Source organism: Streptomyces sp. NPDC020875 (genome assembly GCF_040641415.1).
In the GTDB taxonomy this organism is placed as follows: Bacteria; Actinomycetota; Actinomycetes; order Streptomycetales; family Streptomycetaceae; genus Streptomyces.
Map to the genome: position 1 here is coordinate 125617 of NZ_JBFADP010000006.1, position 23509 is coordinate 149125.

The window sequence follows — 23509 nt, forward strand, 5'->3', positions numbered from 1 at the left end:
CCGTCGGCTCAGTGGTCGGGCCGCGGCGACAGCAGGTCCTCCAGCTGCTCCTCGCGCGCGGGCGCCGCGACGAAGAGGAGTTCGTCGCCCGCCTCCAGCGTCTCCTCGGGGCTCGGGGTCAGGACTCGCGTGCCCCGGATGATCGTGACCAGGGTCGTGTCGACCGGCCAGGCGACATCGCCGACCTGGGTGCCCGCGATCGGGGACTCCGGCGGCAGGGTCAGTTCGACCAGGTTGGCGTCGCCGTGGCTGAAGCGCAGCAGCCGGACCAGGTCGCCGACGCTCACCGCCTCCTCCACCAGGGCGGACATCAGCCGGGGGGTGGAGACGGCGACGTCGACGCCCCAGGACTCGTTGAAGAGCCATTCGTTCTTGGGGTTGTTCACCCGGGCGACGACCCGCGGAACCGCGTACTCCGTCTTCGCCAGCAGGGAGACCACCAGATTGACCTTGTCGTCGCCGGTGGCGGCGATGACCACATTGCAGCGCTGGAGCGCGGCCTCGTCCAGGGACGTGATCTCGCAGGCGTCGGCGAGCAGCCACTCCGCCTGCGGTACCCGCTCCACCGAGATCGCGGTGGGCGCCTTGTCGACGAGGAGCACCTCGTGCCCGTTCTCCAGCAGTTCGCCCGCGATGGAGCGGCCCACCGCGCCGGCCCCGGCGATAGCTACCCGCATCAGTGACCGACCTCCTCGTCGGGGCCTTCCGCGAAGGCCGCCTCGACCTTCTCGATCTCGTCCGTACGCATCATCACGTGGACGAGGTCGCCCTCCTGCAGCACGGTCTGCGAGGTGGGCAGCACCGCCTCTCCCAGCCGGGTGAGGAAGGCGACCCGTACCCCGGTCTCCTCCTGGAGCCGGCTGATCTTGTGGCCGATCCAGGCGGGCGAGGTGTGGACCTCGGCGAGCTGGACGCCGCCGCTGGGGTCGCGCCACAGCGGCTCGGCGCCGGACGGCAGCAGCCGCCGCAGCATCTGGTCCGCGGTCCAGCGGACGGTGGCCACGGTGGGGATGCCGAGCCGCTGGTAGACCTCGGCGCGCCGGGGGTCGTAGATCCGGGCCGCGACGTTCTCGATGCCGAACATCTCGCGGGCGACCCGGGCCGCGATGATGTTGGAGTTGTCGCCGCTGCTGACCGCGGCGAAGGCACCGGCTTCCTCGATCCCCGCCTCGCGCAGGGTGTCCTGGTCGAACCCGACGCCGGTGACCCGCCGCCCGCCGAAACCGGAGCCCAGGCGGCGGAAGGCCGTGGGATCACGGTCGATCACCGCGACCGTGTGCCCCTGCTGCTCCAGGGTCTGCGCGAGAGCGGCTCCCACTCGCCCGCAACCCATGATGACGATGTGCACGACCGTCCTTCCACCCGTCCCTATTCTTTACTGGTTTTTTGGACTTTATGTGCTTTCCCGCACATTCACCCGGAGCGTCCTTCGATTTTTTACCGAGACTTAAAGGTCTCCGGGATTAAAGGGTCTCAGACCGCGGCCAAAGCTACACAGTCGCCGCCCCGCCGGGGTCACCGGTACTACTGGAGGGGGCGATTCCGCCCGGTCAGGGCGCCGAACGGCGGTGATACCGACCCCGATAGCGGCGATTACGCCCGCGTTCCGTCCCGGTCCCCGGGCGGCGGGTGGGCTGTGCCGAATCGAACGCTTACGATCCTCTCCGTGTCCAAACTGACCGACCTGCCCAAACGCATCCTCATCGGCAGGGCCCTCCGCAGCGACCGGCTGGGCGAGACGCTTCTCCCCAAGCGCATCGCACTCCCCGTCTTCGCCTCCGACCCGTTGTCGTCGGTGGCGTACGCCCCGGGCGAGGTGCTGCTGGTCCTCTCGATCGCGGGCGTGTCGGCGTACAGCTACAGCCCGTGGATCGCGCTGGCGGTCGTGGTGCTGATGTTCACGGTGGTCGCCTCGTACCGGCAGAACGTGCACGCCTACCCCAGCGGAGGCGGCGACTACGAGGTCGCCAACACCAATCTCGGTCCCAGGGCCGGACTGACCGTCGCCAGCGCGCTGCTGGTGGACTACGTCCTCACGGTCGCGGTGTCGATCTCCTCCGGGGTGGAGAACCTGGGCTCGGCGATCCCGTTCGTGATCGAGAACAAGGTCCTCTTCGCGGTTCTGATCATCGTGCTGCTGACCCTGATGAATCTGCGCGGGGTCCGGGAATCGGGGAAGCTGTTCGCGATCCCGACGTATGTCTTCGTCGCCGGGGTCTTCGCGATGATCGCCTGGGGCGCGTACCGGGGACTCGTACTCGACGAGACGATGAAGGCGCCGACCGCGGACTTCGAGCTGAAGGCCGAGGAAGCCGGCCTCGCCGGATTCGCGCTGGTCTTTCTGCTGCTGCGGGCGTTCTCCTCCGGTTGTGCGGCGCTGACCGGGGTCGAGGCGATCAGTAACGGCGTTCCCGCGTTCCGGCGGCCGAAGTCGAGGAACGCGGCGACGACCCTGGCGCTGATGGGCGTCCTGGCCGTGACGATGTTCTGCGGCATCATCGGACTCGCCATGGCGTCGGATGTCCGGATGGCGGAGAAACCGGCCGACGAACTCCTGGAGAACGGGGTTCCGGTCGGCGGCGACTACGTCCAGGATCCGGTGATCTCCCAGGTCGCGGCGGCGGTCTTCGGCGACGGCACCTTCTTCTTCGTGCTGCTGGCGGCGGCGACCGCCCTGGTCCTCTTCCTCGCCGCCAACACCGCGTACAACGGCTTTCCGCTGCTCGGCTCGATACTGGCGCAGGACCGCTACCTGCCCCGCCAGCTGCACACCCGGGGCGACCGGCTGGCGTTCTCCAACGGCATCGTGGCGCTGGCGGGCGCGGCGATTCTGCTGGTCTGGGTGTACGGGGCGGACTCGACCAAGCTGATCCAGCTCTACATCGTCGGGGTCTTCGTCTCCTTCACCCTCAGCCAGACCGGCATGGTCCGGCACTGGAACCGCCATCTGCGGACCGAGAGGAACCCGGCGCGGCGCCGCCGGATGATCCGCTCCCGGGCGATCAACGCCTTCGGGGCGTTCTTCACCGGCCTGGTGCTGGTGGTGGTGCTGGCGACCAAGTTCACCCACGGGGCGTGGGTGGCGCTGCTGGGCATGGTCTTCTTCTACGCGGTGATGAGCGCGATCCGGCGCCACTACGACCGGGTCGCGGCGGAGATCGCGGCGGCCGAGGAGCCCAGCGACGACAGCGTCCGGCCGTCCCGGGTCCATGCCGTGGTGCTGGTCTCCAAGGTGCACCGGCCGACCCTGCGGGCGCTGGCCTACGCCAAGCTGATGCGGGTGGACAAGCTGGAGGCGGTGAGCATCAACGTCGACCCGCAGGAGACCCGGGCGCTGCGGGAGGACTGGGAGCGGCGAGGTATCAACGTGCCGCTGAAAATCCTCGACTCCCCGTACCGGGAGATCACCCGGCCGGTGATCGAGTATGTGAAGGGGCTGCGCCGGGAGAGCCCGCGGGACGTCGTCAGCGTCTTCATCCCCGAGTACGTCGTGGGGCACTGGTACGAGCATCTGCTGCACAACCAGAGCGCCCTGCGGCTGAAGGGACGGCTCCTCTTCACCCCCGGGGTGATGGTGACCTCGGTGCCCTACCAGCTGGTGTCGTCGGAGGCGGCGCGCGAGCGGGCCCGTAAGCGGCAGGACTGGAACGCCCCGGGCTCCGTACGGCGCGGACCGGTGGAGGACAGCTCCCGGAAGTAGGGCCGCCCCCGGCGGCGTAGACTGGTGGGCTGCCCGTACCGCAGCCCTCGGAACAGCTTTGGAGCCACCCGCCATGCCGCACGCGACCGACGCGCCGTCCGCCTCCCCCGCCTCCCTGGTGGGCGCGGAGTACGAGGTCGAGGTCGGGCCCGTCGCCCACGGCGGGCACTGCATCGCCCGCACCGACGAGGGCCGGGTCCTCTTCGTCCGGCACACCCTGCCCGGCGAGACGGTGATCGCCCGGATCACGGAGGGTGACGAGGAGTCGCGGTTCCTGCGGGCGGACGCCGTACGGATCCTCACCCCCGCCAAGGACCGGATCGAGGCGCCCTGCCCGTTCTCCGGCCCCGGCAAGTGCGGCGGCTGCGACTGGCAGCACGCCAAGCCGGGCGCGCAGCGCCGCTTCAAGGGCGAGGTGATCGCCGAACAGCTCCAGCGGCTGGCCGGGCTGACCCCGGAGGAAGCGGGCTGGGACGGCACCGTGATGCCCGCCGATGGCGACAAACTGCCCGCGGGCGAGGTACCCGCCTGGCGGACCAGGGTCCAGTACGCGATCGACGCCGAAGGCCACCCCGGCCTGCGCCGCCACCGCTCCCACGAGGTGGAGCGGATCGACCACTGCATGATCGCCGCGCCCGCGGTGACCGAACTGGGCGTCGAGAAGCGCGAGTGGCCGGGCATGGCCTCCGTCGAGGCGATCGCGGCCACCGGCTCCCACGACCGCCAGGTCGTCCTCACCCCCCGCCCGGGCGCCCGGCTGCCGCTGGTCGAGTTGGACCGCCCGGTCTCCGTCCTCCGGGTCGACGAGCGCGACGGCGCGGTCCACCGCGTCCACGGCCGCGGCTTCGTCCGCGAACGCGCCGACGGCCGCACCTACCGCGTCGGCAACGGCGGCTTCTGGCAGGTCCACCCCCAGGCCGCCGACACCCTGGTCAAGGCGGTCATGCAGGGCCTGATGCCCCGTAAGGGCGAGACGGCCCTCGACCTCTACTGCGGCGTCGGCCTCTTCGCCGGCGCCATCGCCGAACGCGTCGGCGAGCAGGGCGCGGTCCTCGGCATCGAATCCTCCAAGCGCGCGGCCGAGGACGCCCGCCACAACCTGGGCGACCTCCCCCGGGTCCGGATCGAACACGGCCGCGTCGACCGGGTACTCCCCCGCACCGGCATCACCGAGACGGACCTCGTCGTCCTCGACCCGCCGCGCGCGGGCGCGGGCAAGCAGACGGTCCAGCACCTGGCATCGCTCTCCCCCCGCCGCCTCGCCTACGTCGCCTGCGACCCGGCGGCCCTGGCCCGCGACATCGCGTACTTCCGCGACGCTGGCTACCGGGTCCGCACGCTGCGCGCCTTCGACCTCTTCCCGATGACGCACCACGTGGAGTGCGTGGCGATCCTGGAGCCGGTGAAGAAGGACGGCTGACCCGCGGACAGTCGCCCACCAAACAGCGTGCGGGGAAGAATCCCCGCACACATGGCAACCCGGCCCCGGTGTGCAGATCGGATGAGGCATGGCCGTGACCGACGTATTGTTCGACAACGGCTGGCGTGCCACGGTGACGGGTCGGCCTCTGACCTTCACCCCCCGCTTCACGGGCGATTCCGTACTCCTCGTGGATTACGCGAACGTGAAGGATCGGGAAGGCTCTGCCCTGGACACGTTCGGCAGCCAACACCAGTTGTGGGACACACCCGACGTCTTCAGGTTCGACCGGACCGCCCGGATGTTGGTCGGCGCCGAGCTCCAGTTGCCGTACGCCTCGGCTTACGGCGAGACCTCCGATCGACTCCCCTCCCTGCCTCCCGTGCGCCCCGGCGGGCTGCGCGCGGACGAAGTCCGGGACTTCCGGCAGGAGATGTGCGCCGTGGTGTGCCGCGGCCCCGAGGACTCCGTACTGGTCAACCTGCGCGACCTCGATGTTCTCGGCAAGCCGCTGGAAGTCCGTATCGGGATCGCTCCCGGCGTGGCACTCCTCGTCCAGGACGGCAGCGTCGTCGGCTGGGACCTCACCGACCCCGCGCGATACCTCAGTACCGCCTACACCGCCCCGGACCCGAGCCCGCCATCTTCCGCCACTCGTCGGCTCCTCACCGAGTGCCTTGACCTGCTCACCGGACCGGTGGTCGACGACCTGGTGGACGGCGAGCCGACCGCGGTGGCCCGTCTCCTGGCGGCCGACGCGGCATTGCGCGCCCAACGCGAGGACCGTCACCGGGCGGATGTCCTCCTCGACCTGATCGCTACCTATATGGAGGACTACGGAAGCGGGTGAGGCCCAGCCCTACCGGGGCCCGCGGATCGGCATGGCCTCGGCCCGTCGTATCGCGGCAGGCTGCCGTGCCGTGGAGGCATAGCGCCATCTCGGCGTGGGGCCCGGTGACGGCGCCGACGCCTGGTGGTGCCCGGGGAGGGCCGCTCCTGCCCCGGGCACGGTGGTGAGGGTCAGACCAGTGCCAGGCTGATCTGGTTCTTGAACACCACCCAGTGCTGGCCCGGGTCGTTGGTGTCGCACGGGGCGGTGGAGATGTCCGGGGTGCCCCACGCGTTGGCGAGGCAGTAGCCGGGGGCGAAGTTGAGGGAGATCTGCTGGCCCGACACGTCCCAGTACTGGCCCTGGTCGGCGGGGTCGCACGGCTTGGTGGAGATGTCGGGGGTGCCCCAGGTGTTGGCCAGACAGTAGCCGGGGGCGTCGGTGAGGGCGATCTGGTTGCCCGACACGGTCCAGCGCTGGCCGGGTTCATCGGTATCGCACGCGGCGCTGGAGATGTCCGGGGTGCCCCACGCGTTGGCGAGGCAGTACAGGGCGGGGGCCTTGGCTCGCGGGGCGGGGGTCGCCGCCACGGAGTCGGCGGCCGGAAGCAGGGAGACCATCGCGGCCGAGGCGATGAGGGCGAGGGGCTTGCGGAGGGTGAATCCCATGCGCGGACTCCATTCTCGACACGGGCCCGGCGTTCTCACGCGCGCGGCCCGTGAGGGGGTGCTCGGCTCGGATTCGAGGTCGAGCGCAGGGAGATTGCTACCAGCGATTCCGAGGCAGCAGATCACCATGCGCCACATATTCGCCCCAACGCGTTATTTATGTGATGAACCGATAACTGTCTCCCTTCGAGGGCCGGGGCGGCCGGGGCCCGCTCATGCCTTCCGGACCCTCATGGTCACGCGGTGGCCGCCCGGGCCGACGGGCGCAGCAGGACGGGCAGGGCGAGGACGTCGTTGCCGATGAACGAGGGCTGCGGGTCCGGCGCCTTCGTCTCGTCCGCGAGGGTGATGTCCGGGAAGCGGGCGAAGAGGGCGGGCAGCGCGATCACCGCCTCCAGCCGGGCGAGCGGGGCGCCGAGACAGTAGTGGATGCCGTACCCGAAGGCCATGTGCTCCCGGTCCGTACGGTCGATCTCGAAGCCGTGTGCCGCGTCGTGGGACGACGGGTCGCGGCCGTGCGCGCCGAAGCCGATGAGCACGGCCTCCCCGGCAGCGATGGTGACGCCCTCGCCGAGGTCGACGTCCCGGATCGCGAACCGCAGCGGAAGATGGACGACCGGCGGATGGAGCCGCAGGGTCTCCTCGACGGCGTCGGCCCAGCGAGCGGGCTCGGCCAGGATCGCGTTCAGTTGCGGGCGGTGGGTGAGCAGCGCCCGTACGGCGTTTCCGATCAGCGCGATCGTGGTCTGGCTCCCGGCGCCGATCATCAGGATCAGGGTGGAGATCAGCTCCGTCTCGGTGAGCCGGTCCCCCTCGTGGGCGGTGAGCAGCAGACTGGTCATGTCGTCGCCGGGCTCCCGCCGCTTCGACTCCACGAGTCGGCGCATGGCGGCGAACAGCCCGTTCCTGATCCGCTCCGACTCCCCTTGGGGGACGTCCGTGGCCAGAATGGCCTCGACGACGGAGAGCATGTCGGGGCGCTGGTCCTCGGGGACGCCGAAGAGATCGCAGATCACCCGGGTCGGCACACGGTTCGCGAAGTGCGCCCGCAGATCCACCGCCGTGCCGTCGTCCAGGGCCTCCAGGCCGTCGAGGAGTTCGGTGACGACGGACTCGATGGCGGGCCGCAGCGCCGCCATACGCCGGGGGGCGAAAGCGGGGCCGATCAGCCGCCGTAACCGGGTGTGCTCGGATCCCTCGGAGGTGGCCATGGAGCGGACGTCGACCCAGGGCGAGAGCCAGGGGACGGCGCCCGGCTGGTAGCCGGTCCAGGTGCCGCGGGCGTCCCTGGTGATGTCGGGGTGGGTGACCAGCCGTCTGACGACGTCGCCGCGCGTGACGGACCAGGCGATGACGTCCTGGGGCAGCCGGACCCGAGTGGCGGGCCCGGTGGCGCGGAGTTCCTCGATCTGCTCGTACAGCCGGTCACCTCCGTCGCTGTCGAGGACCGGGAGGGAGAGTTCGTGGCTGGTGGTCATCGGACACCTCCGGTCACGCGGGCGCGGCCCGGGGACGGAGGCGTCTGGGCCGTGTCGTCAAAATCGCGCCTGGCCCGCGACGCCCTACGGGCGGACGGCGCCACTTTGACGACACGGCCTGGCCCCCGAGTGCCCGGGGTCGCACCGGTGCGTGGGTGGATGGACCTCGCGGCGGCTGCGGGGAGGCGGTACCGGGATTGTGCTGCGCCCGCCCGGGACCGTACAGAGGGGAATCAGCCTTTTGTCCGGATCACGGTGGAGGTGGGGGACCGCCCGGCCGGCCGCGGGTTCCCGCGTCGCGCGCGGGAACCCGCCGGTCTCACAGGCGCTTGGCGCTGCGCAGGGTCTTGGCGTAGTAGCCGTTGCCGTCGAGCCGGGAGACGCCGCCGACGTCGCCGATGGTGGGGCCGTTGATCTCCTCGCGGCTGGAGATGAAGATCAGGTGGCCCTCGGTGTCATGGCCGAGCACGATGCCCACATGGTCGAGACGCTCGCCGGTGCGCTGGTCGAGCTTGAAGAACACCAGGTCCCCCGGCTGCAGTTCGTCGATGGCGGTGGGGCGGTGCTGGGCCGCGACACCGGCCAGGGGCAGGACGTCGGTGCCCTGGGACGAGCGGGCCATGCCGTTGGCGGTGCGCGGCAGGCCGTCGCCGGTGGTGTCGGAGGACATCAGGGGGTAGCGCGCCCGGTAGCCCAGGACCATCCGGATGTATCCGGAGCAGTCCAGGGAGCGGGCGCGCATGGACTCGGGCGAGCCGATCCGGCCGTCGCGGAAGGTGTAGGGGGTGCCGAGGTAGTCGTAGAAGTCGGACTGTTCGAGCCGGAGGTCGCCGTTCTCCTTCCCGGTGGTGTTCAGGGGGCCGAAGTTGGCGTCACCCGCGACGGCGAGGCCCTTGGCGTCGGTGCGCCGGGGGGCGTCGGCCACGTACTGGAAGGCGAAGGCGAAGAGGTCGTCCTTCGTGCTGCCCGCGTGCTCGGTGTACCAGTCCTTGAACCACCGCTCCTGCTCGGCGCCCTCGGACCAGGGCTCGGGCATGATGCGTACCCAGTCCGTCGTGGAGACCTGGGAGGCGGTCGACGCGGGTTCCCGGAAGGTACGGGCCGGGCCGGTCAGCTTCGCGGTGCGCGCGCCGTCCGTCAGGACCGCCTTGACCGTGCCGTCGGCACCCCGGAGGACGCTGCGGGCCGGGGAAGCCATCCGGGTCCACTTCTCCTCGCCGGTCGCCGCCCGGGACGGGGCGGTCTTCGCCCCCTCCCCGGTGAGTACGCCGACGGTACGGATCTCGGGCGCGTCGGGACGGTGGTCCTGCCGCAGTTCGACGGTCAGATAGCCGGAGGTGGCGATCAGCCCCACGAGTACCAGGCCGTGGAGGACGGTGCGGGACTTCTTCTTCGGTGCCAAGGCTCTGCCTCGATTCTCAGATGGTGGGCATGACGCCGAGCAGCAGGCCGGCGGCGACGACGGTGTAGGCCAGGAGGGAGACGGAGGCCGTCGCCAGCAGGGTGGGGCCCTTGGGCTGGCGTACCAGCTGGTAGGCGATCAGGCCCGGGACGATGAACCCGAGCGTCTCGTTGCCGTACAGCAGGGGCAGTTCGATGGAGAGCACGATCATCACGGTGGCCTGGAGCAGTACGCCCAGCAGAACGACGGCGGCGAAGAGGCGCTTGCCGTAGAGGATCATCAGCCGCTGCATCAGCTTGGTGCCCGCGTAGGTGAGGGCGGTGACACCGACGACCATGGCCGCGCGCTGGAGGTCCTCGATGAGGGTGAGGGCCAGCCAGCCCGGTGTGATCATTCCGCCGGGGGAGAGATTGGTGGTGAGGTAGCACAGCAGGGAGAAGAACAGACCTATGGCGATACCCAGGGCGGCCATCTCGGGGGTCAGCGTGGCGGTGGTCAACGGGGGCTCCGGGCGGGTGGTGCGGGTGTGAGCGGTGCGTTCGGCGGCGACGGCCGGTCGGCGGCGGGCCGTCAGGGGCGGGGGTCGTGGGGTGCCTGGTGGGTCGGCTCGTACACCGGCCGGGGGGTCCAGGTGTCCGGGGCGGGCCGGTCGGGGGCGGGCCGGTCGGGGGCGGCGGCCCTCGTCCCGGTGTCGGACTCGTCGGCCGGGAGTCCGGCGAGGTACTCCAGCAGTTCCTCGCCCTGGCCGTGGATGTTGCCGATGGCGACGAGGGAGGAGCCGTCGGCCATCCGGCCGAGCAGGGCGGGCATGAACTCCTCGGCGGCGCGCCGGTCGCCGCCCAGGTCGACGGCCCGGTCCCGCCATTCGGCGGGGATGGCGTCGATGGCGCTCCGGGCGGGGTGGCCGATGACGAAGACATGGTCCGGCTTCAGCTCGGGGACGATCTCGCCCATCTGGCCGTTGCGTTCGACGCGGTCGGGGCGGCAGTTGATCACGACGTTCAGCGGGCGGTTGATCGCGCCCAGGTCGAGCAGCTGGTTGACGTTCATCAGTGTCGACTCGGGGTCGTTGGCCGCGAAGACGTTGGCGAAGGCCAGGGCCTTGCCCTCGGGGGTCACCAGGCGTTCGACGGAGAGCACGCCCGGGTCCGGCGGGGCGTCGTACATGCCCTGGAGGGCGACCCGGCGTTCGATGCCGAGGAGCTCCGCCACGGTGAGCGCGATCGCCACGTTCTCCTTGAAGGTGAACCAGCTGAAGCCGCGCAGTTCCTCGTCGGTGACGGTCTCGGGGTCGGCGTAGACGAGTCGGCAGTTACGGGCGTCGGCCTCTTCCTGAAGGATGGCGAAACGTTCCTGCTCGGCGGTGACGCAGATTCCGTTCTCCGGCATCGAGCGGCAGAGCGAGCGGGCCACGTCGTCCAGGGTGGGGCCCATCTCGGCGAGATGGTCCTCGCGGACATTGCACAGGACGCCGATGGTGGAGCGGATCAGCTTGCTCTGGTTGACCTCCTGGAGGGCGGGCATCACCGCCATGCACTCGATCACCAGGGCGTCGGGCCGGTAGGCGGCGGCCCGGCGGACGATGCCGATCTGCTCGACCACATTGGCGATGCCGAACTTGCGGTAGACCGGCTCCTCGGTCGCGTCGGGGTGGATGAAGCGGGCGGCCGTACCAGTCGTCTTCGCCACGGTGACGAGGTCACCGCCGCGCAGGGCGCCCGCGCAGAGCCGGGTGATGGACGACTTGCCGCGAATGCCGTTGACCAGCACCCGGGCGGGTACCGAGTGCAGGGCGGCGTAGTGCCTGCGCTGTTCCACGATGCCCGCGATCAGCAGGAACACCGATCCGGTCAGCAGGACGAGATAGAGATAGAGCACGGTCCGTCACCCTTCCCCGACGCCGGTACGGGGCTCGGCGGCCCGGCGCGTCTGTTGGTGTCGATGGGACTGCATCCGCCGCCGCAGGAGGTCGAGGCTGCGGACTACGGCGCCCACCTCGTCGTGGTAGCGGGGGTACAGCACGGTCTTGAGATCGCCGTCGGCGAGCTTCTCGGCGCTGTCGGCCAGCGCCCTCAGCGGCCGTACGACGATCAGATGCAGCCAGCCGAGACAGAGGACGATCGCGGCCACTCCGAGCATTCCGGCGAGGACGCTGCGGTCCTCCCGCTCGTACGGGGTGATCCGGAGGTTGTCGGTGTCCTGCCAGCTCACCACGGTCCAGCCGAGGTCGGCGGTGACTCCGCCGCCGGAGAACGGGGCCGCCGCGGCGACGGTGACACCGTCGGCCTCCCGGAGCAGCAGACCGTTCTCGACCGGGCCCGCGCCGATCCGGACGCCCGTGGCGCGGACGAGGTCGGTCAGGGACGCGCGGGGCAGCTTCTCGAAGGCCAGGTAGCCGTCGTTGGCGGCGATGGTCAGACCGTCGGGGTCGACCACCCGGATATCGCCCAGACCGGGCCGGGCCAGCAGCGAGTTGAGGAACTCCACCCGGATCTCGCCGACCAGAATGACGTCCCGGTGTCCCGGTACGGGGACTCCGACCTGGATCACCGGCTTCCGGGCGCCCTTCCCGGAGACCCGTACCGGCGGCTGGTCACCGCCGCGGGGCCAGGCGTGCGGGGAGCCGCCCGACCGGGCGACGGCCGCGCCGTCCGCGCCGACCAGGTAGAGGGAGCGGTAGCGGGTGTGCTTCTTCAGGGTCTCGTCGAGCAGCCGTCCGGCGGCGGCGGTGTCGATCTTCCCGCCGGTGCCGGAGCCGGAGCCGGAGTTGGTACGGGTACCGGAGTCGGCGGCAGTACGGGGGGCGGCGGCGACCGTCGTACCGGCGGCGCCCGATCCGGTTCCGCCGCCGATCAGCCGGGAGGTGGAGACGAGGTCCGCGTGGGCCTCGTTGAGCGCCCTGCGCACCCGGTCGGCGACCAGGTCCGTACGTTCCCGCTGGTCGTTGACGAGGGTCATCGGCACACTGACGGAGCCGTCGGTACGGTTCAGCAGCAGGCCGACGGGCAGACACCACACCATCAGCAGCAGCCCGGTCAGCACCAGCCAGCCGCGGCCCCCGAACCGGGTCCCGCGCGCGGTGACGGGGCCCGAGCCCTCGCCGCCGAGCTGTCGGCGCAGACGTTCCAGGGCCGCGCCGATCCGGGCGGCCTCGCCGCCGCGCGGCACCGGGACGGGCCGGTCCAGATCACCCTTGGCGAGCCGCCGTGACTCCAGGAACAGCCGGAGCAGCGGCCGCTGCACCCGGAGCAGGAGTACGGCCGCCGCCAGCAGCCCGAGCAGTACGAGGGCTCCGGCGACCGCCCAGCCGTAGAGCCCGTGGTCCTCGTCGTCGGTCTGCTGCTGGACCACGGGGAGCAGGGAGACCACCGTCAGTCCGAGACCGGCGGCGGAGCTCTCCTTCTCCTGCGGGTCGGACGAGGCGAGCGAGGCGTAACCGGCGAGGGCCGTACGGCCGTTGTACTCGCCGCCGACGAGGGTGCCGCTGACCCCGGGATAGCCCCGGGAGCCCGGTTCCTTGGCGGTGACGGGATGCTGCCGGGTCCGCTCGGCGGCCCGGTCGGACAACTCTCCGAGCTGTTTCTGGAGGAAGAAGAGTTCCTTGCGCTCCTGGTCGGAGTTGAGCGCCTCGGCCCGCTCGAATCCGGCGGTGGAGAGGATCTCGCCGTCCTCGGCCACGACCGCCATACTGCGGAACGGGCCGAGGCTGACGGCGGGCACGGTCAGTCCGCTGGAGGCGATCAGCAGCTGCTGGGGGCGGTCCTTCCAGTCCAGCACCGCCATGGTCATCAGCCGGACGTCGCCGGTCTCCAGCCGTACCATCCGGGGGGCCGGTCCCCGGTCGCCGGTGAGGACGTCCCGGTCCAGCCAGCCGAGGGGCAGATGCTCGCCGCGCGCGGCGAGCACCTCACCGCTCTCCAGGTCCACCACGGTGGTCCCGGTCCACTTCTGGTAGGCCCGTCCCAGGTCCGCGAGGACGCGTTCGGGCTCAACCGGGGGTCCGGCGCTCAGCGCCCCGGCGGTCCGGCCGAGGTCCGTGACGCGTTCGTCGATCGCGGCGCGCAGGGCGATGGCGCCGTCCTCGGTGAAGTGCCGCTGGGAGGTCAGTACCGCCTCGGGCGCCACCGCCTTCCCGGCGGGGGCGAGGATCTTGGCGGTCAGTCCGGCCAGGGCGACGACCAGCACGCACAGCACCGCGATCGGGGGCCGGATGCCGCCGAGCAGCGGCATATCCGCACGTCTTCGGCTGCGTCGCCGCCCTCCGCCCGCGAAGTATCCGGCCATGCTCGATTTCACCGCTGTTTCTTTCCTGATTGCCGCGACCCACGCGCGAGGGCCGTCGTCGACGGCCCGGCACGGCGGGGAAGATCGTGTGGGGGGAGAGATCGTGGAGGGGGACCTGCCGGGGCGGCCCGGCGGACGAACCGCCGTACCTAGTCGGGCAGGGAGAGTTCGGCCAGGCCGTCGTCCGCGGGCGCGCCCCGGTTGTAGAGGTAGCCGTGCGTCCGGTCCAGGGCGAGCCGGTAGCGGGCCAGCCGGTACTCGGGGAGGTCGCCCGGGTCGTCGAGGATCTGCCGGACGTCGACCAGCCGGAGGTCCTCGACGGCGCCTTCCGGCGCCTTCTCCCCCACCTCGGTCTCGGGCGGGATGTCGACCAAAGTGGTCCGGTGACGGGCGGAGACGTCCCATCCGGAGTCCGTCTCGCGGAACTCGAACCAGCCGATCACGCCCTCCTCGGTGAGCCCGGTGGGCGACGAGTGCCGGGCGACCTGGTTGCCGAGGCTGAACGCGACCCAGGTCCCGTTGAGCTTCTGGATCGGCTGCACCACATGGGCGTGGTGGCCGATCACCAGGTCGATGCCGGTCTCGGTGGTGATCCGTTCGGCCAGCTTGAGCTGGGGCAGGCTCGGCTCGTTGTAGTGCTCCAGGCCCCAGTGGACGGAGAGGATCACCACTTCGGCGCCCTGTCGGCGGGCCTGCTCCTCGGCCGTCCTGATCTGCTTCGTGCTGATCCGGTTGAACGCCCAGCTCTGCTTCTCGGGCGTCGGATTGAGGAAGGACTCCCACGAGTAGGAGAGATGCGCCACCTTCACACCCTTGACGGTGCGGATGGTGATGTCGTCCGCTTCCGCCCGGGTACGCGCCGAGCCGCTGTGACCGAGGCCGATCCGGTCCATGGTGTCCAGGGTGCGGCGGACGGACTTGAGGCCGTGGTCGAAGGTGTGGTTCGAGGCGGTCGAGCAGGTGTCGTAGCCGACGCCCTTGAGAGATGTCAGGATCTGTGGCGGAACCAAGAATTCCGGATAGCCCTCGAAGGGGCCCTCCGGCTCGCCGACAGGAGTCTCCATATGGCAGATGGCCAGGTCGGCCTTGCTGATCACCGGCTTCACGCCGGCGAGCAGCGGGTCGAAGTCCAGCCCCGCCTCGCCCCCGCCGGACCTCTTGGCGTCCTCGGCCGCCTGATCCACCAGCTCGGGATGGACGAGTACGTCACCGGCGGCGGCGACGGTGAACGTACGCCCGCCCGCCCCACTCCGCGGCTCCGACGAGGTGGACGCACAGCCGGCGGTGAGAACGGCACAGGCCGCCGTCACCGTCAGTGCGCGCCTCGGGGAGAAAAGATCACGGAATGTCACTGATTGATTTTCGCATGACCGAAAAGATCAACTTTTCATCCGATGTCACGAGAACATCACTTTTCCACCGAAGCCTTGCGGCTCTCGGATTGATACTGGTGCTGTCCGGCTGCGTCCGGCCCCCGGGCGGGGAAGCGGAACGCGATCGCCCGTCCTCCCGTGAGCTGGTGGACCTCCACGACCGAATCACCGCTTACGCCCGGGAATCCGCCGCCCAGAAGCCCTACCGGTCCCCCGGCAAGACCCAGCGCCAACAGCTCGCCCAAGGTGTCGGACACCTCCTGGACGGCGACTTCGGAAAAGCGGAACGGGTTCTCGGCGATATCGGCCTCCGCGTGACCAGGCTCACGGACGCCGCCACCGGCAAGCGTTACGACGAGGTCGCCGCCCGCGAGCCCGGGACCAAGGACCGCTGGGGGCGGCTCTATCTCCACGCGGACACCGGTATCCGCTGGAGTGTGCAGGTACCCCATCCGGTGGCCGACCGCCATACGGAATCGCTGGGGGCGAAGCTCCTGGAGGGCACCCCCGGTGGCGCGCTGGTCGTCGCCGGAGCCCACCGCGACGCGGGGCGCGGTGACTCGGCGGATGTCGCGCACCGCGAGGACAGTGCCTTCCACGCGATCGTCGCCGCGTTGCAGAAACGCGGGATCCCCGGGGCGCAGTTGCACGGCTTCGCGGCCAAGCCGGATCGCCCCTACGACGCCGTCCTGTCGACCGGAGCGGCCCGGATCGCGCCCGGAGAGGTGACGGCGCTGGCCGACCGGATGGAGAACCGGGGACTCCGGGTCTGCCGGGGCTGGGCCGACCGGTGCCCCCTGGAGGGAATCACCAATGTGCAGGGCGAATCGGCGGAACGGCGCGGGGTGACCTTCCTCCATGTCGAACTCGCCCCCGGTCTGCGGCGGGACGGCACACGGGCCGCCGCCGAGACCCGGTCGGATCTCTCCCGGCTCCTCGAAGCCTGGTCGGCGACGGGCCGGTGACCCGTACCGGCAACGGTGCGGGGCGGGGGTACGGCGCTCCGCGCGGCGGGCTCGGCGGAGGCCCGCGACCGGATCAGCGGAGGTCCGCGACCGTCTCCCGGACACCCGGGTCCGGATCGTCGGCGAGCCGGTCCAGCAATGCTGCCGCCCCCGGCGTGGACCAGCGGCCGACGGCCCAAGCCAGGCTGTCCCGTACGCCGGGATCGGGGTGGTCGGCGAGATGGGCGAGCCGGTCGAACGGGCCCCGGCGGCGCGTGGCGAACCAGTAGAGGGCGTCCTTCAGCTCGGCCGGGTCGCCGGGGTCACCGGCCGCCGCGATCCGGGCGAGCAGCGTCTCGGCGGGCGGCGACGGCCCGTCGAGGGGGTGCGGCAACCGCTCCCGCAGGCGCCGTGATCCGTACCCTCCGCGCACCCGGCAGCCGAAGCAGGTACAGGGCCGGGTGCCGTGCGCGTCGGGCCGGTACCGCCAGCCCGCGACCTGCGGTACGGCCCGGATCCGGTGTACTTCGCCGGGCCGCACCGCCCGGGGTACGAAGACCTCCCAGCCGCGCGGATCGTCCAGCGCCGCGATCCGCCGCACCGCCTCGGCCGCGGGAACGGTGGCCTGCGCGCGGTCCCAGTAGGGCCCGGCCAGCACGGGCTGGTCGTCGTCCAGCCGGATATGGACGGCCACGAAGGGGCCTCGGCCGCCGAACCGGGCGAGTTCCCGGAGCCACTGGTGGGTGAGGGTGTAAGACCGCAGCACCGGGAAGCAGTAGACACCGCGGGCGCCGTCCTGCCCGTGGCTCGCCGCCCGGATCCCGGACCGCCGGACGCGCGGCGCGCCGGCCGCGGACGTCAAGTGCACGAACATCGCCATGAGCGGGGATGCTACTTCCCCGACTCCCGTTCGTCCCCGGAGTTTCGCCCCCGGCGGCCGGGCCCGATCCGGGTGCCCCGCCGGTCCGGATCACGTGATCCGGCGGCCGTCGTCGCGGTGATTCCGGTCGTCGCCGGGTGGATCCGGCGGGACGGGCCCGGGGCCCGGAGGCCAGGCAGGGCCGGGCTTTCAGGGGTGTTGGCCCCGCCTTGGCCGCCGCGTACGTCCGGCCCGCCGTCGTACGTGATGGGTCCGTTCTCGTTGACCCTGTGATTCCGGCTGCTCAGAATCACCGCTGAACCATGACAATCCCGACTCAGAGGGAGATCATGCGCAGACTTCGGATCTTCATGACCATGCTCGCGGCGTTCTTCGGCCTCCTGGCCACGGCCGTGCCCGCGAGCGCCGCACCGGCCCCGGACGGCCCGGCCCCGGCGGCCGCGACGGCCACCTACAAGGTGTGGCACTGGAACATCTCCGGCCATGAGCACGGCGGGACCGCGGGCCAGATCACCCATACGGTCCTGGGCTCCCTGAGCTTCCGGAACCCGGACTTCATCTCGGTGAACGAGGTCTGTCCGCAGCAGTACAAGGCCATCCTCGACGGCCTCAAGGCGGCGGGCTGGCCGGAGAGCCAGACCAACTTCGCCCGGTTCGAACCGATGCCCCACGCCACCAACGACCTGTGTACCAGCCAGGGCGGGGGCGCGGACACCGACCCGTACGGCGTCGCCGTCTTCAGCCGGTTCGCACCGAACGGCACCGACCGGATCACCCTCCCCTACGACGGGGTGAGAGCCCGCAAGCTGCTCTGCGTCTCCGTCCCCAAGCCCGGAGACCCCCGGTTCTGTACGACGCATATCGCCACCAACAACACCAAAGGGGCCCAGCTCGCGGCCGTACGGACCCAGCTGGTCGACTGGTCGACGGATAAACCAGGCAATCCCGCCGATACGGTGATAGCCGCCGGTGACTACAACACCCAGCCCAACGACCCGCTGCTGGACAGTTGGTACGCGCCCTCGGTGACGAGCGCCAACAACCCCGCCCCCAATACGGGGATCTTCCGCGAACTGGACGACCAGGACCCGAGCTGCCCCGGCTACGGCGAGCAGACCACCGAGGGCTCCCTCGGGAACACCTGCGGCAAGCCCGCCAAGGTGGACAGCATCTACGCCGCCGAGTCCAGGCTGATCTCCTACGACGCGGACTCGCACCCCATCAGCCAGACCGCCTGCGGCGGCCCCTGCTCCAACCACCGCATCGTGGACGGCACCCTCACCATCCCCGTTCCGTAGCACCCTCCCGGCTCCCGTGCCCCCGTGCCCTCGTCCGCGAGGCGCGGGAGCCCCTCAGCCGGTCAGGGCCCGGGTGATCTGACGGGTGGTCTGCGCCGCGACCCGCGGATTACCGGCGGCGTAGGCGCTGTAGGCGTTCAGGCCCGTGGCCAGCGCCCAGCCCCTCCCCCGCGTCCAGGTCGCGTCGTCCACCCCGAGGGCCGTACGGAAGGCCGCCCGGCTCCCGGCCGACATCAGGGTGAAGGCGATGATCAGGTCACGCGCCGGGTCGCCGACGCCCAGGTCCCCGAAGTCGATGACGGCGCCGGGGCGGCCCCGGGACATCAGCACATTGCCGGTGTGGAAGTCGCCGTGGAACCAGACCGGCGGACCGGGCCACGCGGGAGCGGCCAGGGCCGCGTCCCACAGCTCCGTCATCGCCGCCGGGTCGAACGGGCCGCCCTCCCGCGCGATACGCGCGACGGCGGCCCGGGTGTCCCGGTCCCGGTCGGCGAGCGATCCGGCGGAGAGACCGGCCCCGGCGGGATCGGCGGGTACGGCTCCCGGGTCGTACCCCCACAAGGCGGTCAGGAACTCCGCCAGCTCGACGGCGGCGGCGGACGAGTCGCCCAGCGCGTCGACGGTCGCGACCTCGCCGTCCAGCCAGCGGGAGACCGCCCACGGCCAGGGGTATCCGAACGCGGGCTCGCCCACGGCCACCGGCACCGGGACGGCCAGGGGCAGGTGCGGGGCGAGCCGCGGCAGCCATACGGACTCCTTCGCGGCCTGGCCGATCGCCCCGGCGTGACGGGGTATCCGTACGGTCAGCTCCGTACCGAGCCGGTAGATCACATGGTCCGAGCCGCCCGGGAGGAGCGGTTCCAGCGCCAGCCCCGCCCACCGCGGGAACTGGCTGCCGACGAGCCGCCCGACCAGGGCCGCGTCGATGGCGGGCCGGACGTCCGCGGTGTTCCCCTTCGCCACATGCACATGCGGCTCCCGTGGTCGGCCCGCCACCGGCGGCGGGCGTACGACGCCATCACAGTACGTACCGGTATCGCGCGTCGACCGGTTTTCCCCGCCCGGGGCGGGCCGCTGACCGGGTGCCGCCCCCCCGGCGCCCGCGGCCGGACCACGGGAACGATCCGGGCGGCCGGAAAATGAGTGCCCGGCGGGCGAACCTCCATGCGCAAAAATGAATCTGAGTGGACGTCCAGCGTTGTGCCGCGGGAGAACGCGGGTCCGGATCCGGGCCACATCATCACCGGGCACCGCCCCCCTTCCCCTTTCCAGGGAGACGATGTGCCACCCGAGCCCAATCCTGCTCCGGCCGAATCCGCCGAACCCGCCGAACCCGCCGAGGATTCCGGCCTCCGGGACACCGGATTCTCGGCCACCTTCGCCAAGAGCCCCGCCGGTGCCCGGCGGGGGCTGCTCCCGGGGAAGCGGGTCTGGACCGCCGTCGGAGCGGCCGCGGCCGTGACCGGGCTGGTCCTGGTGACCATTCCGCTGGTCGGTTCCCTGGAGTTCGGCTCCGACAGCAAGAACACCGCGGCCGCCGAGTCGGCCGCGTCCGAGAGCCGTTCCCCGGCACCCGGGCAGCTACCGGGCGCGGGGACGGGAGCCGGTCAGCAGCAGTCCGACGGGAAGACGTCCGGCGGTTCGGCCGCCCGGCCCGCCGGAACGGGACCCGGTGCCGGTGCCGGTGCCGGTCAGCAGCGGTACGACTCGTCCGGCGAATACAACCCCTGGGGCGCGGCAGGCGGTTCCTCCTCCGGCGGTGGCGGTGGTGGCTCCGCGAGCGGCGGCGGTGCCGGATCCGATACGCCCCCGGCGCCCCCGCGCGGCACCGGCGATACGGGCCCCGGGCCGGGTTCCGCGACCGGCGGCGGCAGCGGGACCGGGGGCGGCGGCTCCGCGGGCCGGCCGACCTCCGCTCCCACCGGCGGAGCGACGAAGCCCGCCACGGGCCCGAAGAAGCAGCAGAACACTCCCGGCCCCGCTCCCGTGGCGACCCCGCGCCCACCGAAGCTGGACGACGGGAAGATCAAGGGCCCGGTGATGTCCTTCGCCCTGGGTCTCTGTGTCGACATCCTCGGCGGCAAGGTCACCCACGGTCCGTCGCTGAAGCTCGCCGCCTGCTCCCAGGAGCAGCGCCAGCGGTTCGAGTTCCGCCCGGACGGCCAGGTGTGGACGCTCTATCAGCGGAAGACGTGCATGGAGGGCAAGGGCGGCGGCACGGCGGACGGCACCCCCGTCCGGATCGCCGACTGCAAGGGCAACCAGGCCCAGGTCTTCCGGATCCAGAAGGACGGGTCGCTGGTGAACCCCCGGACCAACAAGTGTGTGGAGCCGATCAGTCAGGGGTCGAGGGGATACCAGCTCCAGCTGCATCCCTGCGACGGCTCCAAGAACCAGAAGTGGCAGATCGGCTGAGCCGTACCGCACCGGCCGGGAGAGGGACGAGTCCCGCTCCCGGCCGCTCGTTCAGCCCGCTCCGGTGGTCAGTGCCGGGGCCGCCTCCGGCACGTCTCCCGCCCGGAGGGTGACCAGATCCTCCTCCGACGGCGACTCCAGCTCGGCCACCCGGTATGCCTGGCGCTCGGTCATCGTCTGGAACGTCTGGCGCGCGGTGCGGCCGTTGCCGAACCTGTTGTCGCGGGGGATCCGGGCGAAGAAGCCACCGAGGTCCCGGAGTGCGTCGTCGGTCAGTTCGTACTGATGGGACGAGGCGTGCTGGGCCACGATCCGGACGAGTTCGGCGTCGTCGTAGTCCTCGAAGAGCAGGGTGCGGTTGAACCGGGAGGCCAGTCCGGGGTTGGAGTCGACGAAGTGTTCCATCTCCCCGGGGTAGCCCGCGACGATCACCACCACTTCGTCCCGGTGGTCCTCCATCAGCTTCACCAGGGTGGCCACCGCCTCCTGGGCGAAGTCGTTTCCACCGCCGCCGTGGGCCGGGGCGAGCGAGTACGCCTCGTCGATGAAGAGGACTCCGCCCATGGCCTCCTGGAAGACCCGCTGGGTCTTGGGCCCGGTGTGCCCGACGTACTCACCCACCAGGGACGAGCGGTCCGCCTCGACCAGATGGCCGCGCTCCAGCAGCCCGACCGCCGCGAGGATGCGCCCGTAGAGCCGGGCCACCGTGGTCTTGCCGGTCCCCGGGTTCCCGGCGAAGACGAGATGACGGCTGAGCGGCGGCGCGGCCAGACCGGCGGCCTCCCGGCGCTGCACCATCCGCATCAGCTTCACCAGTGAGGCGACGTCCTGCTTCACCCGGGCCAGACCGATCAGCTCGTGCAGCTCGGCCAGCAGCTCGTCCAGGTCCTCGGCGGTCACCTCCGGTTCCGGTGACGTGACCGCCGTACCGGCGCCACCGCCGCCGGTGGCGGCCCGGGGGCGGCGCTCCGGCGCTCCGGCCTCGGGCCATCGGGCCGATTCCACCCGCCGCGAGACGCACTCCTCCACGACCGGCTCGGCCCCGTCCTCGGTGGTGAGGTCCTCGGCCGCGTCCTGGACCCGCAGCCGCCGCAGCACCGGGACGGCGGAGGCGGCGAGATGTACGGCGGGGAACCCGGGTTCGGTGAACTCGCACTCCTCGAAGGTCCCCCCGCCGCCGGAGTCCACGATCAGCCCGTTCTTCGCGGGGCGGATCACCCGTACCCCGGTCAGTACGGGCCGGGCCCCGTCGGCGACCACCACACCGGAACCGGCGGCGTCCCGGATCTCGGTTCCGGAGACTCCGGGCGCGGCGCCCGAGCCGATCACGAGTCCGGCGGTGCCCGCACGCAGTACCCGGCCTCCGGTGACCTCCGTATCGTCGCCGCCGAGGACGAGGGCGGCCCGCTCGCTGTCGGCGATCTCGCAGTCGGTGAGCCGGACGGCCCCCCGGGTCGCGACGGTGACCCCGTTACGGGCCCGGCGCACGGTCACCGCGGTCAGCTCGGCGGCGGAGCCGTCGGCGAGGTCGACGCCGGACATCCCGCAGTCGGTGATCCAGCCGCCCTCCAGCACCAGCCGGGCGTCGGCGACCAGATGGACACCGTGTTCGGGGGTCCGTCCGATCCGCGGCCCGTCGAGCCGTACTCGGGCGCCGTCGCCCGCGTGGACCGGGCTGAAGGCGCAGGTGTCGAACGTGCCGTCCTCGATCCGGACCTCGGAATCGCCGGTGGCGACCAGTCCGTTGGCGGCGGAGTCGCGGACCACGAGATCCCGGGCGGTCAGGGTGGCCGTATCGTGCACGGCGACGGCGACCCCGGCGGTCCGGATGATCCGGGTGCCGGTGACCCGGACCCGGGCGCCGCCGGTGGCGCTGATCCCCGAACCCCCCGAGTCCCGCAGGTCGCAGTGGCTGAGGACGACCTCGGCCGGACCCTCTGCGCGTACCGCGTCGGCTCCGCTCCCGAAGACGTCGCAGCCGTGCAGCCGGACGCCGCCGTCGGCCTCCCGCGGCTCCGCCGCCTCCGCCCCCGGTTCCGGCGCGGCCGAGCTGCCGAGGACGCTCACGGCGTCCCCGGCGCACTCCCTGACCCGGCAGTCGTCGAGCAGCGCCGACCCGTCGTCCTCCACCAGTACACCGCTTCGTCCGGCGCCGCCGACGAGACAGTCCCGGAGGGTGACCCCGGCGCTCTCCCTGACGCGTACGGCCGATCCGGTCGTGTCCCGGATCTCGGTACGGAGCAGTACGGCCCGGGTTCCGCCGCCCACGACGAGCCCCGTGCCGTCGACTTCCCGTATCCGGCAGTCCGTGAGGGTGACGGGCCCGGCGGTCCGCAGCAGCACCCCGGCGAGCGCGGCGCCCCGCAGCTCGGTCCCGGTCATGGCGAGCCCGGCGTCGCCGTGGACCTCCAGCCTCCCGGTGCCGATGCCGCCGCCGGTCCACGCGGTGTGGCCGCCGCCCAGCACCACGGCGGGCACGTCGGCGGACCCGCCCGCCACCACCAGCCCGTCGACGACGATGCGCGCCCCCGGGGCGGTCTCCAACGCGGGCCGCCCGTCGCCGGGCGCGGCGAGGACCGCCCCGGCATCCGCGCGCAGGGTGACCGTACGGGAGATCAGCAACGCCTCCCGGTACGTCCCGGCGGCGATCCGGATCTCGTCCCCGTCGGCGGCGGCGTCCAGCGCGGCGGTAAGGGTGGGGTGCTGGCCGTCCCCGCCGCCCACCCGGTGAACGGCGGGGACGGCGGGGGCGTGGGGCGGTGTCACGGGGTTCTCCATCGGACCGGGGGTACGGGGCGAGCGGCCGGGGCCGCGGTAG

At 71.7% G+C, this 23509-nt stretch carries 17 protein-coding genes and 1 pseudogene; 6 read left to right on the top strand and 12 right to left on the bottom strand.

Annotated elements, in window-relative coordinates; all coding sequences use genetic code 11:
• Positions 1 to 8: 8 nt before the first annotated feature.
• Together AB0G74_RS05450 and AB0G74_RS05455 are read right to left on the bottom strand one after the other, a co-directional pair.
• Positions 9 to 677 carry a TrkA family potassium uptake protein gene (locus AB0G74_RS05450; RefSeq protein ID WP_361140997.1) on the bottom strand — a complete coding sequence of 223 codons (669 nt, stop codon included), beginning with the start codon at positions 675 to 677 and terminating at the stop codon, positions 9 to 11.
• Positions 677 to 1348, bottom strand: a complete 672-nt coding sequence (locus AB0G74_RS05455) for a TrkA family potassium uptake protein (protein WP_358824191.1) — start codon at positions 1346 to 1348, stop codon at positions 677 to 679. Before AB0G74_RS05455 ends, AB0G74_RS05450 begins: the two co-directional genes overlap by 1 nt.
• 318 nt (positions 1349 to 1666) lie before the next feature.
• Here AB0G74_RS05455 and AB0G74_RS05460 point away from each other — a divergent pair, with 318 nt between their 5' ends.
• From AB0G74_RS05460 to AB0G74_RS05470, 3 genes are all read left to right on the top strand, one after another.
• Positions 1667 to 3700, top strand: coding sequence for an APC family permease (locus AB0G74_RS05460; protein WP_361140999.1), 2034 nt, complete (start codon positions 1667 to 1669; stop codon positions 3698 to 3700).
• A 73-nt stretch (positions 3701 to 3773) separates the two neighbouring features.
• The gene (locus tag AB0G74_RS05465) at positions 3774 to 5120 is read left to right on the top strand and encodes a TRAM domain-containing protein (protein WP_361141001.1); all 1347 of its coding nucleotides are present in this window, start codon (positions 3774 to 3776) and stop codon (positions 5118 to 5120) included.
• Between the two features lie 94 nt (positions 5121 to 5214).
• The gene (locus AB0G74_RS05470) at positions 5215 to 5970 is read left to right on the top strand and encodes a hypothetical protein (protein ID WP_361141003.1); all 756 of its coding nucleotides are present in this window, start codon (positions 5215 to 5217) and stop codon (positions 5968 to 5970) included.
• A 170-nt stretch (positions 5971 to 6140) separates the two neighbouring features.
• Here the strand turns inward: AB0G74_RS05470 and AB0G74_RS05475 are convergent, their stop codons facing one another.
• The 7 genes and pseudogenes from AB0G74_RS05475 to AB0G74_RS05505 all read right to left on the bottom strand — a co-directional run bounded on the left by AB0G74_RS05475 (position 6141) and on the right by AB0G74_RS05505 (position 15097).
• Complete coding sequence (locus AB0G74_RS05475) at positions 6141 to 6617, bottom strand: ricin-type beta-trefoil lectin domain protein (RefSeq protein ID WP_361141005.1); 477 nt, start codon at positions 6615 to 6617, stop codon at positions 6141 to 6143.
• Positions 6618 to 6853: 236 nt separating this feature from the next.
• On the bottom strand, positions 6854 to 8095 hold the full coding sequence (locus AB0G74_RS05480; protein ID WP_361141007.1) for a cytochrome P450: 1242 nt from the start codon (positions 8093 to 8095) through the stop codon (positions 6854 to 6856).
• 319 nt (positions 8096 to 8414) lie between these two features.
• Positions 8415 to 9497 (bottom strand): NlpC/P60 family protein, encoded by a 1083-nt coding sequence (locus tag AB0G74_RS05485; protein ID WP_361141008.1) that lies wholly within the window; start codon positions 9495 to 9497, stop codon positions 8415 to 8417.
• Positions 9498 to 9513: 16 nt separating this feature from the next.
• Positions 9514 to 9996, bottom strand: coding sequence for a poly-gamma-glutamate biosynthesis protein PgsC/CapC (locus tag AB0G74_RS05490; protein WP_361141010.1), 483 nt, complete (start codon positions 9994 to 9996; stop codon positions 9514 to 9516).
• Positions 9997 to 10187: 191 nt separating this feature from the next.
• Positions 10188 to 11375, bottom strand: a pseudogene (gene pgsB / locus AB0G74_RS05495) (poly-gamma-glutamate synthase PgsB); the annotation flags it as partial.
• A gap of 6 nt (positions 11376 to 11381) precedes the next feature.
• On the bottom strand, positions 11382 to 13727 hold the full coding sequence (locus tag AB0G74_RS05500) for a HAMP domain-containing protein (protein ID WP_361141089.1): 2346 nt from the start codon (positions 13725 to 13727) through the stop codon (positions 11382 to 11384).
• A 203-nt stretch (positions 13728 to 13930) separates the two neighbouring features.
• Positions 13931 to 15097 carry a CapA family protein gene (locus AB0G74_RS05505; protein WP_361141091.1) on the bottom strand — a complete coding sequence of 389 codons (1167 nt, stop codon included), beginning with the start codon at positions 15095 to 15097 and terminating at the stop codon, positions 13931 to 13933.
• Between the two features lie 203 nt (positions 15098 to 15300).
• On the opposite strand from AB0G74_RS05505, the gene AB0G74_RS05510 reads away from it, so the two are divergent.
• The gene (locus AB0G74_RS05510; RefSeq protein ID WP_361141012.1) at positions 15301 to 16119 is read left to right on the top strand and encodes a hypothetical protein; all 819 of its coding nucleotides are present in this window, start codon (positions 15301 to 15303) and stop codon (positions 16117 to 16119) included.
• 73 nt (positions 16120 to 16192) lie between these two features.
• Here the strand turns inward: AB0G74_RS05510 and AB0G74_RS05515 are convergent, their stop codons facing one another.
• On the bottom strand, positions 16193 to 16978 hold the full coding sequence (locus AB0G74_RS05515) for a HEAT repeat domain-containing protein (RefSeq protein WP_361141014.1): 786 nt from the start codon (positions 16976 to 16978) through the stop codon (positions 16193 to 16195).
• Positions 16979 to 17280: 302 nt separating this feature from the next.
• On the opposite strand from AB0G74_RS05515, the gene AB0G74_RS05520 reads away from it, so the two are divergent.
• On the top strand, positions 17281 to 18276 hold the full coding sequence (locus AB0G74_RS05520; protein WP_361141016.1) for an endonuclease/exonuclease/phosphatase family protein: 996 nt from the start codon (positions 17281 to 17283) through the stop codon (positions 18274 to 18276).
• Between the two features lie 54 nt (positions 18277 to 18330).
• On the opposite strand, the gene AB0G74_RS05525 is transcribed toward AB0G74_RS05520, so the two are convergent.
• Positions 18331 to 19239, bottom strand: coding sequence for an aminoglycoside phosphotransferase family protein (locus tag AB0G74_RS05525; RefSeq protein WP_361141093.1), 909 nt, complete (start codon positions 19237 to 19239; stop codon positions 18331 to 18333).
• A 318-nt stretch (positions 19240 to 19557) separates the two neighbouring features.
• Here AB0G74_RS05525 and AB0G74_RS05530 point away from each other — a divergent pair, with 318 nt between their 5' ends.
• The gene (locus AB0G74_RS05530) at positions 19558 to 20691 is read left to right on the top strand and encodes an RICIN domain-containing protein (RefSeq protein WP_361141018.1); all 1134 of its coding nucleotides are present in this window, start codon (positions 19558 to 19560) and stop codon (positions 20689 to 20691) included.
• 51 nt (positions 20692 to 20742) lie between these two features.
• Here the strand turns inward: AB0G74_RS05530 and AB0G74_RS05535 are convergent, their stop codons facing one another.
• Positions 20743 to 23457 (bottom strand): right-handed parallel beta-helix repeat-containing protein, encoded by a 2715-nt coding sequence (locus tag AB0G74_RS05535; RefSeq protein WP_361141020.1) that lies wholly within the window; start codon positions 23455 to 23457, stop codon positions 20743 to 20745.
• Positions 23458 to 23509: the final 52 nt, after the last annotated feature.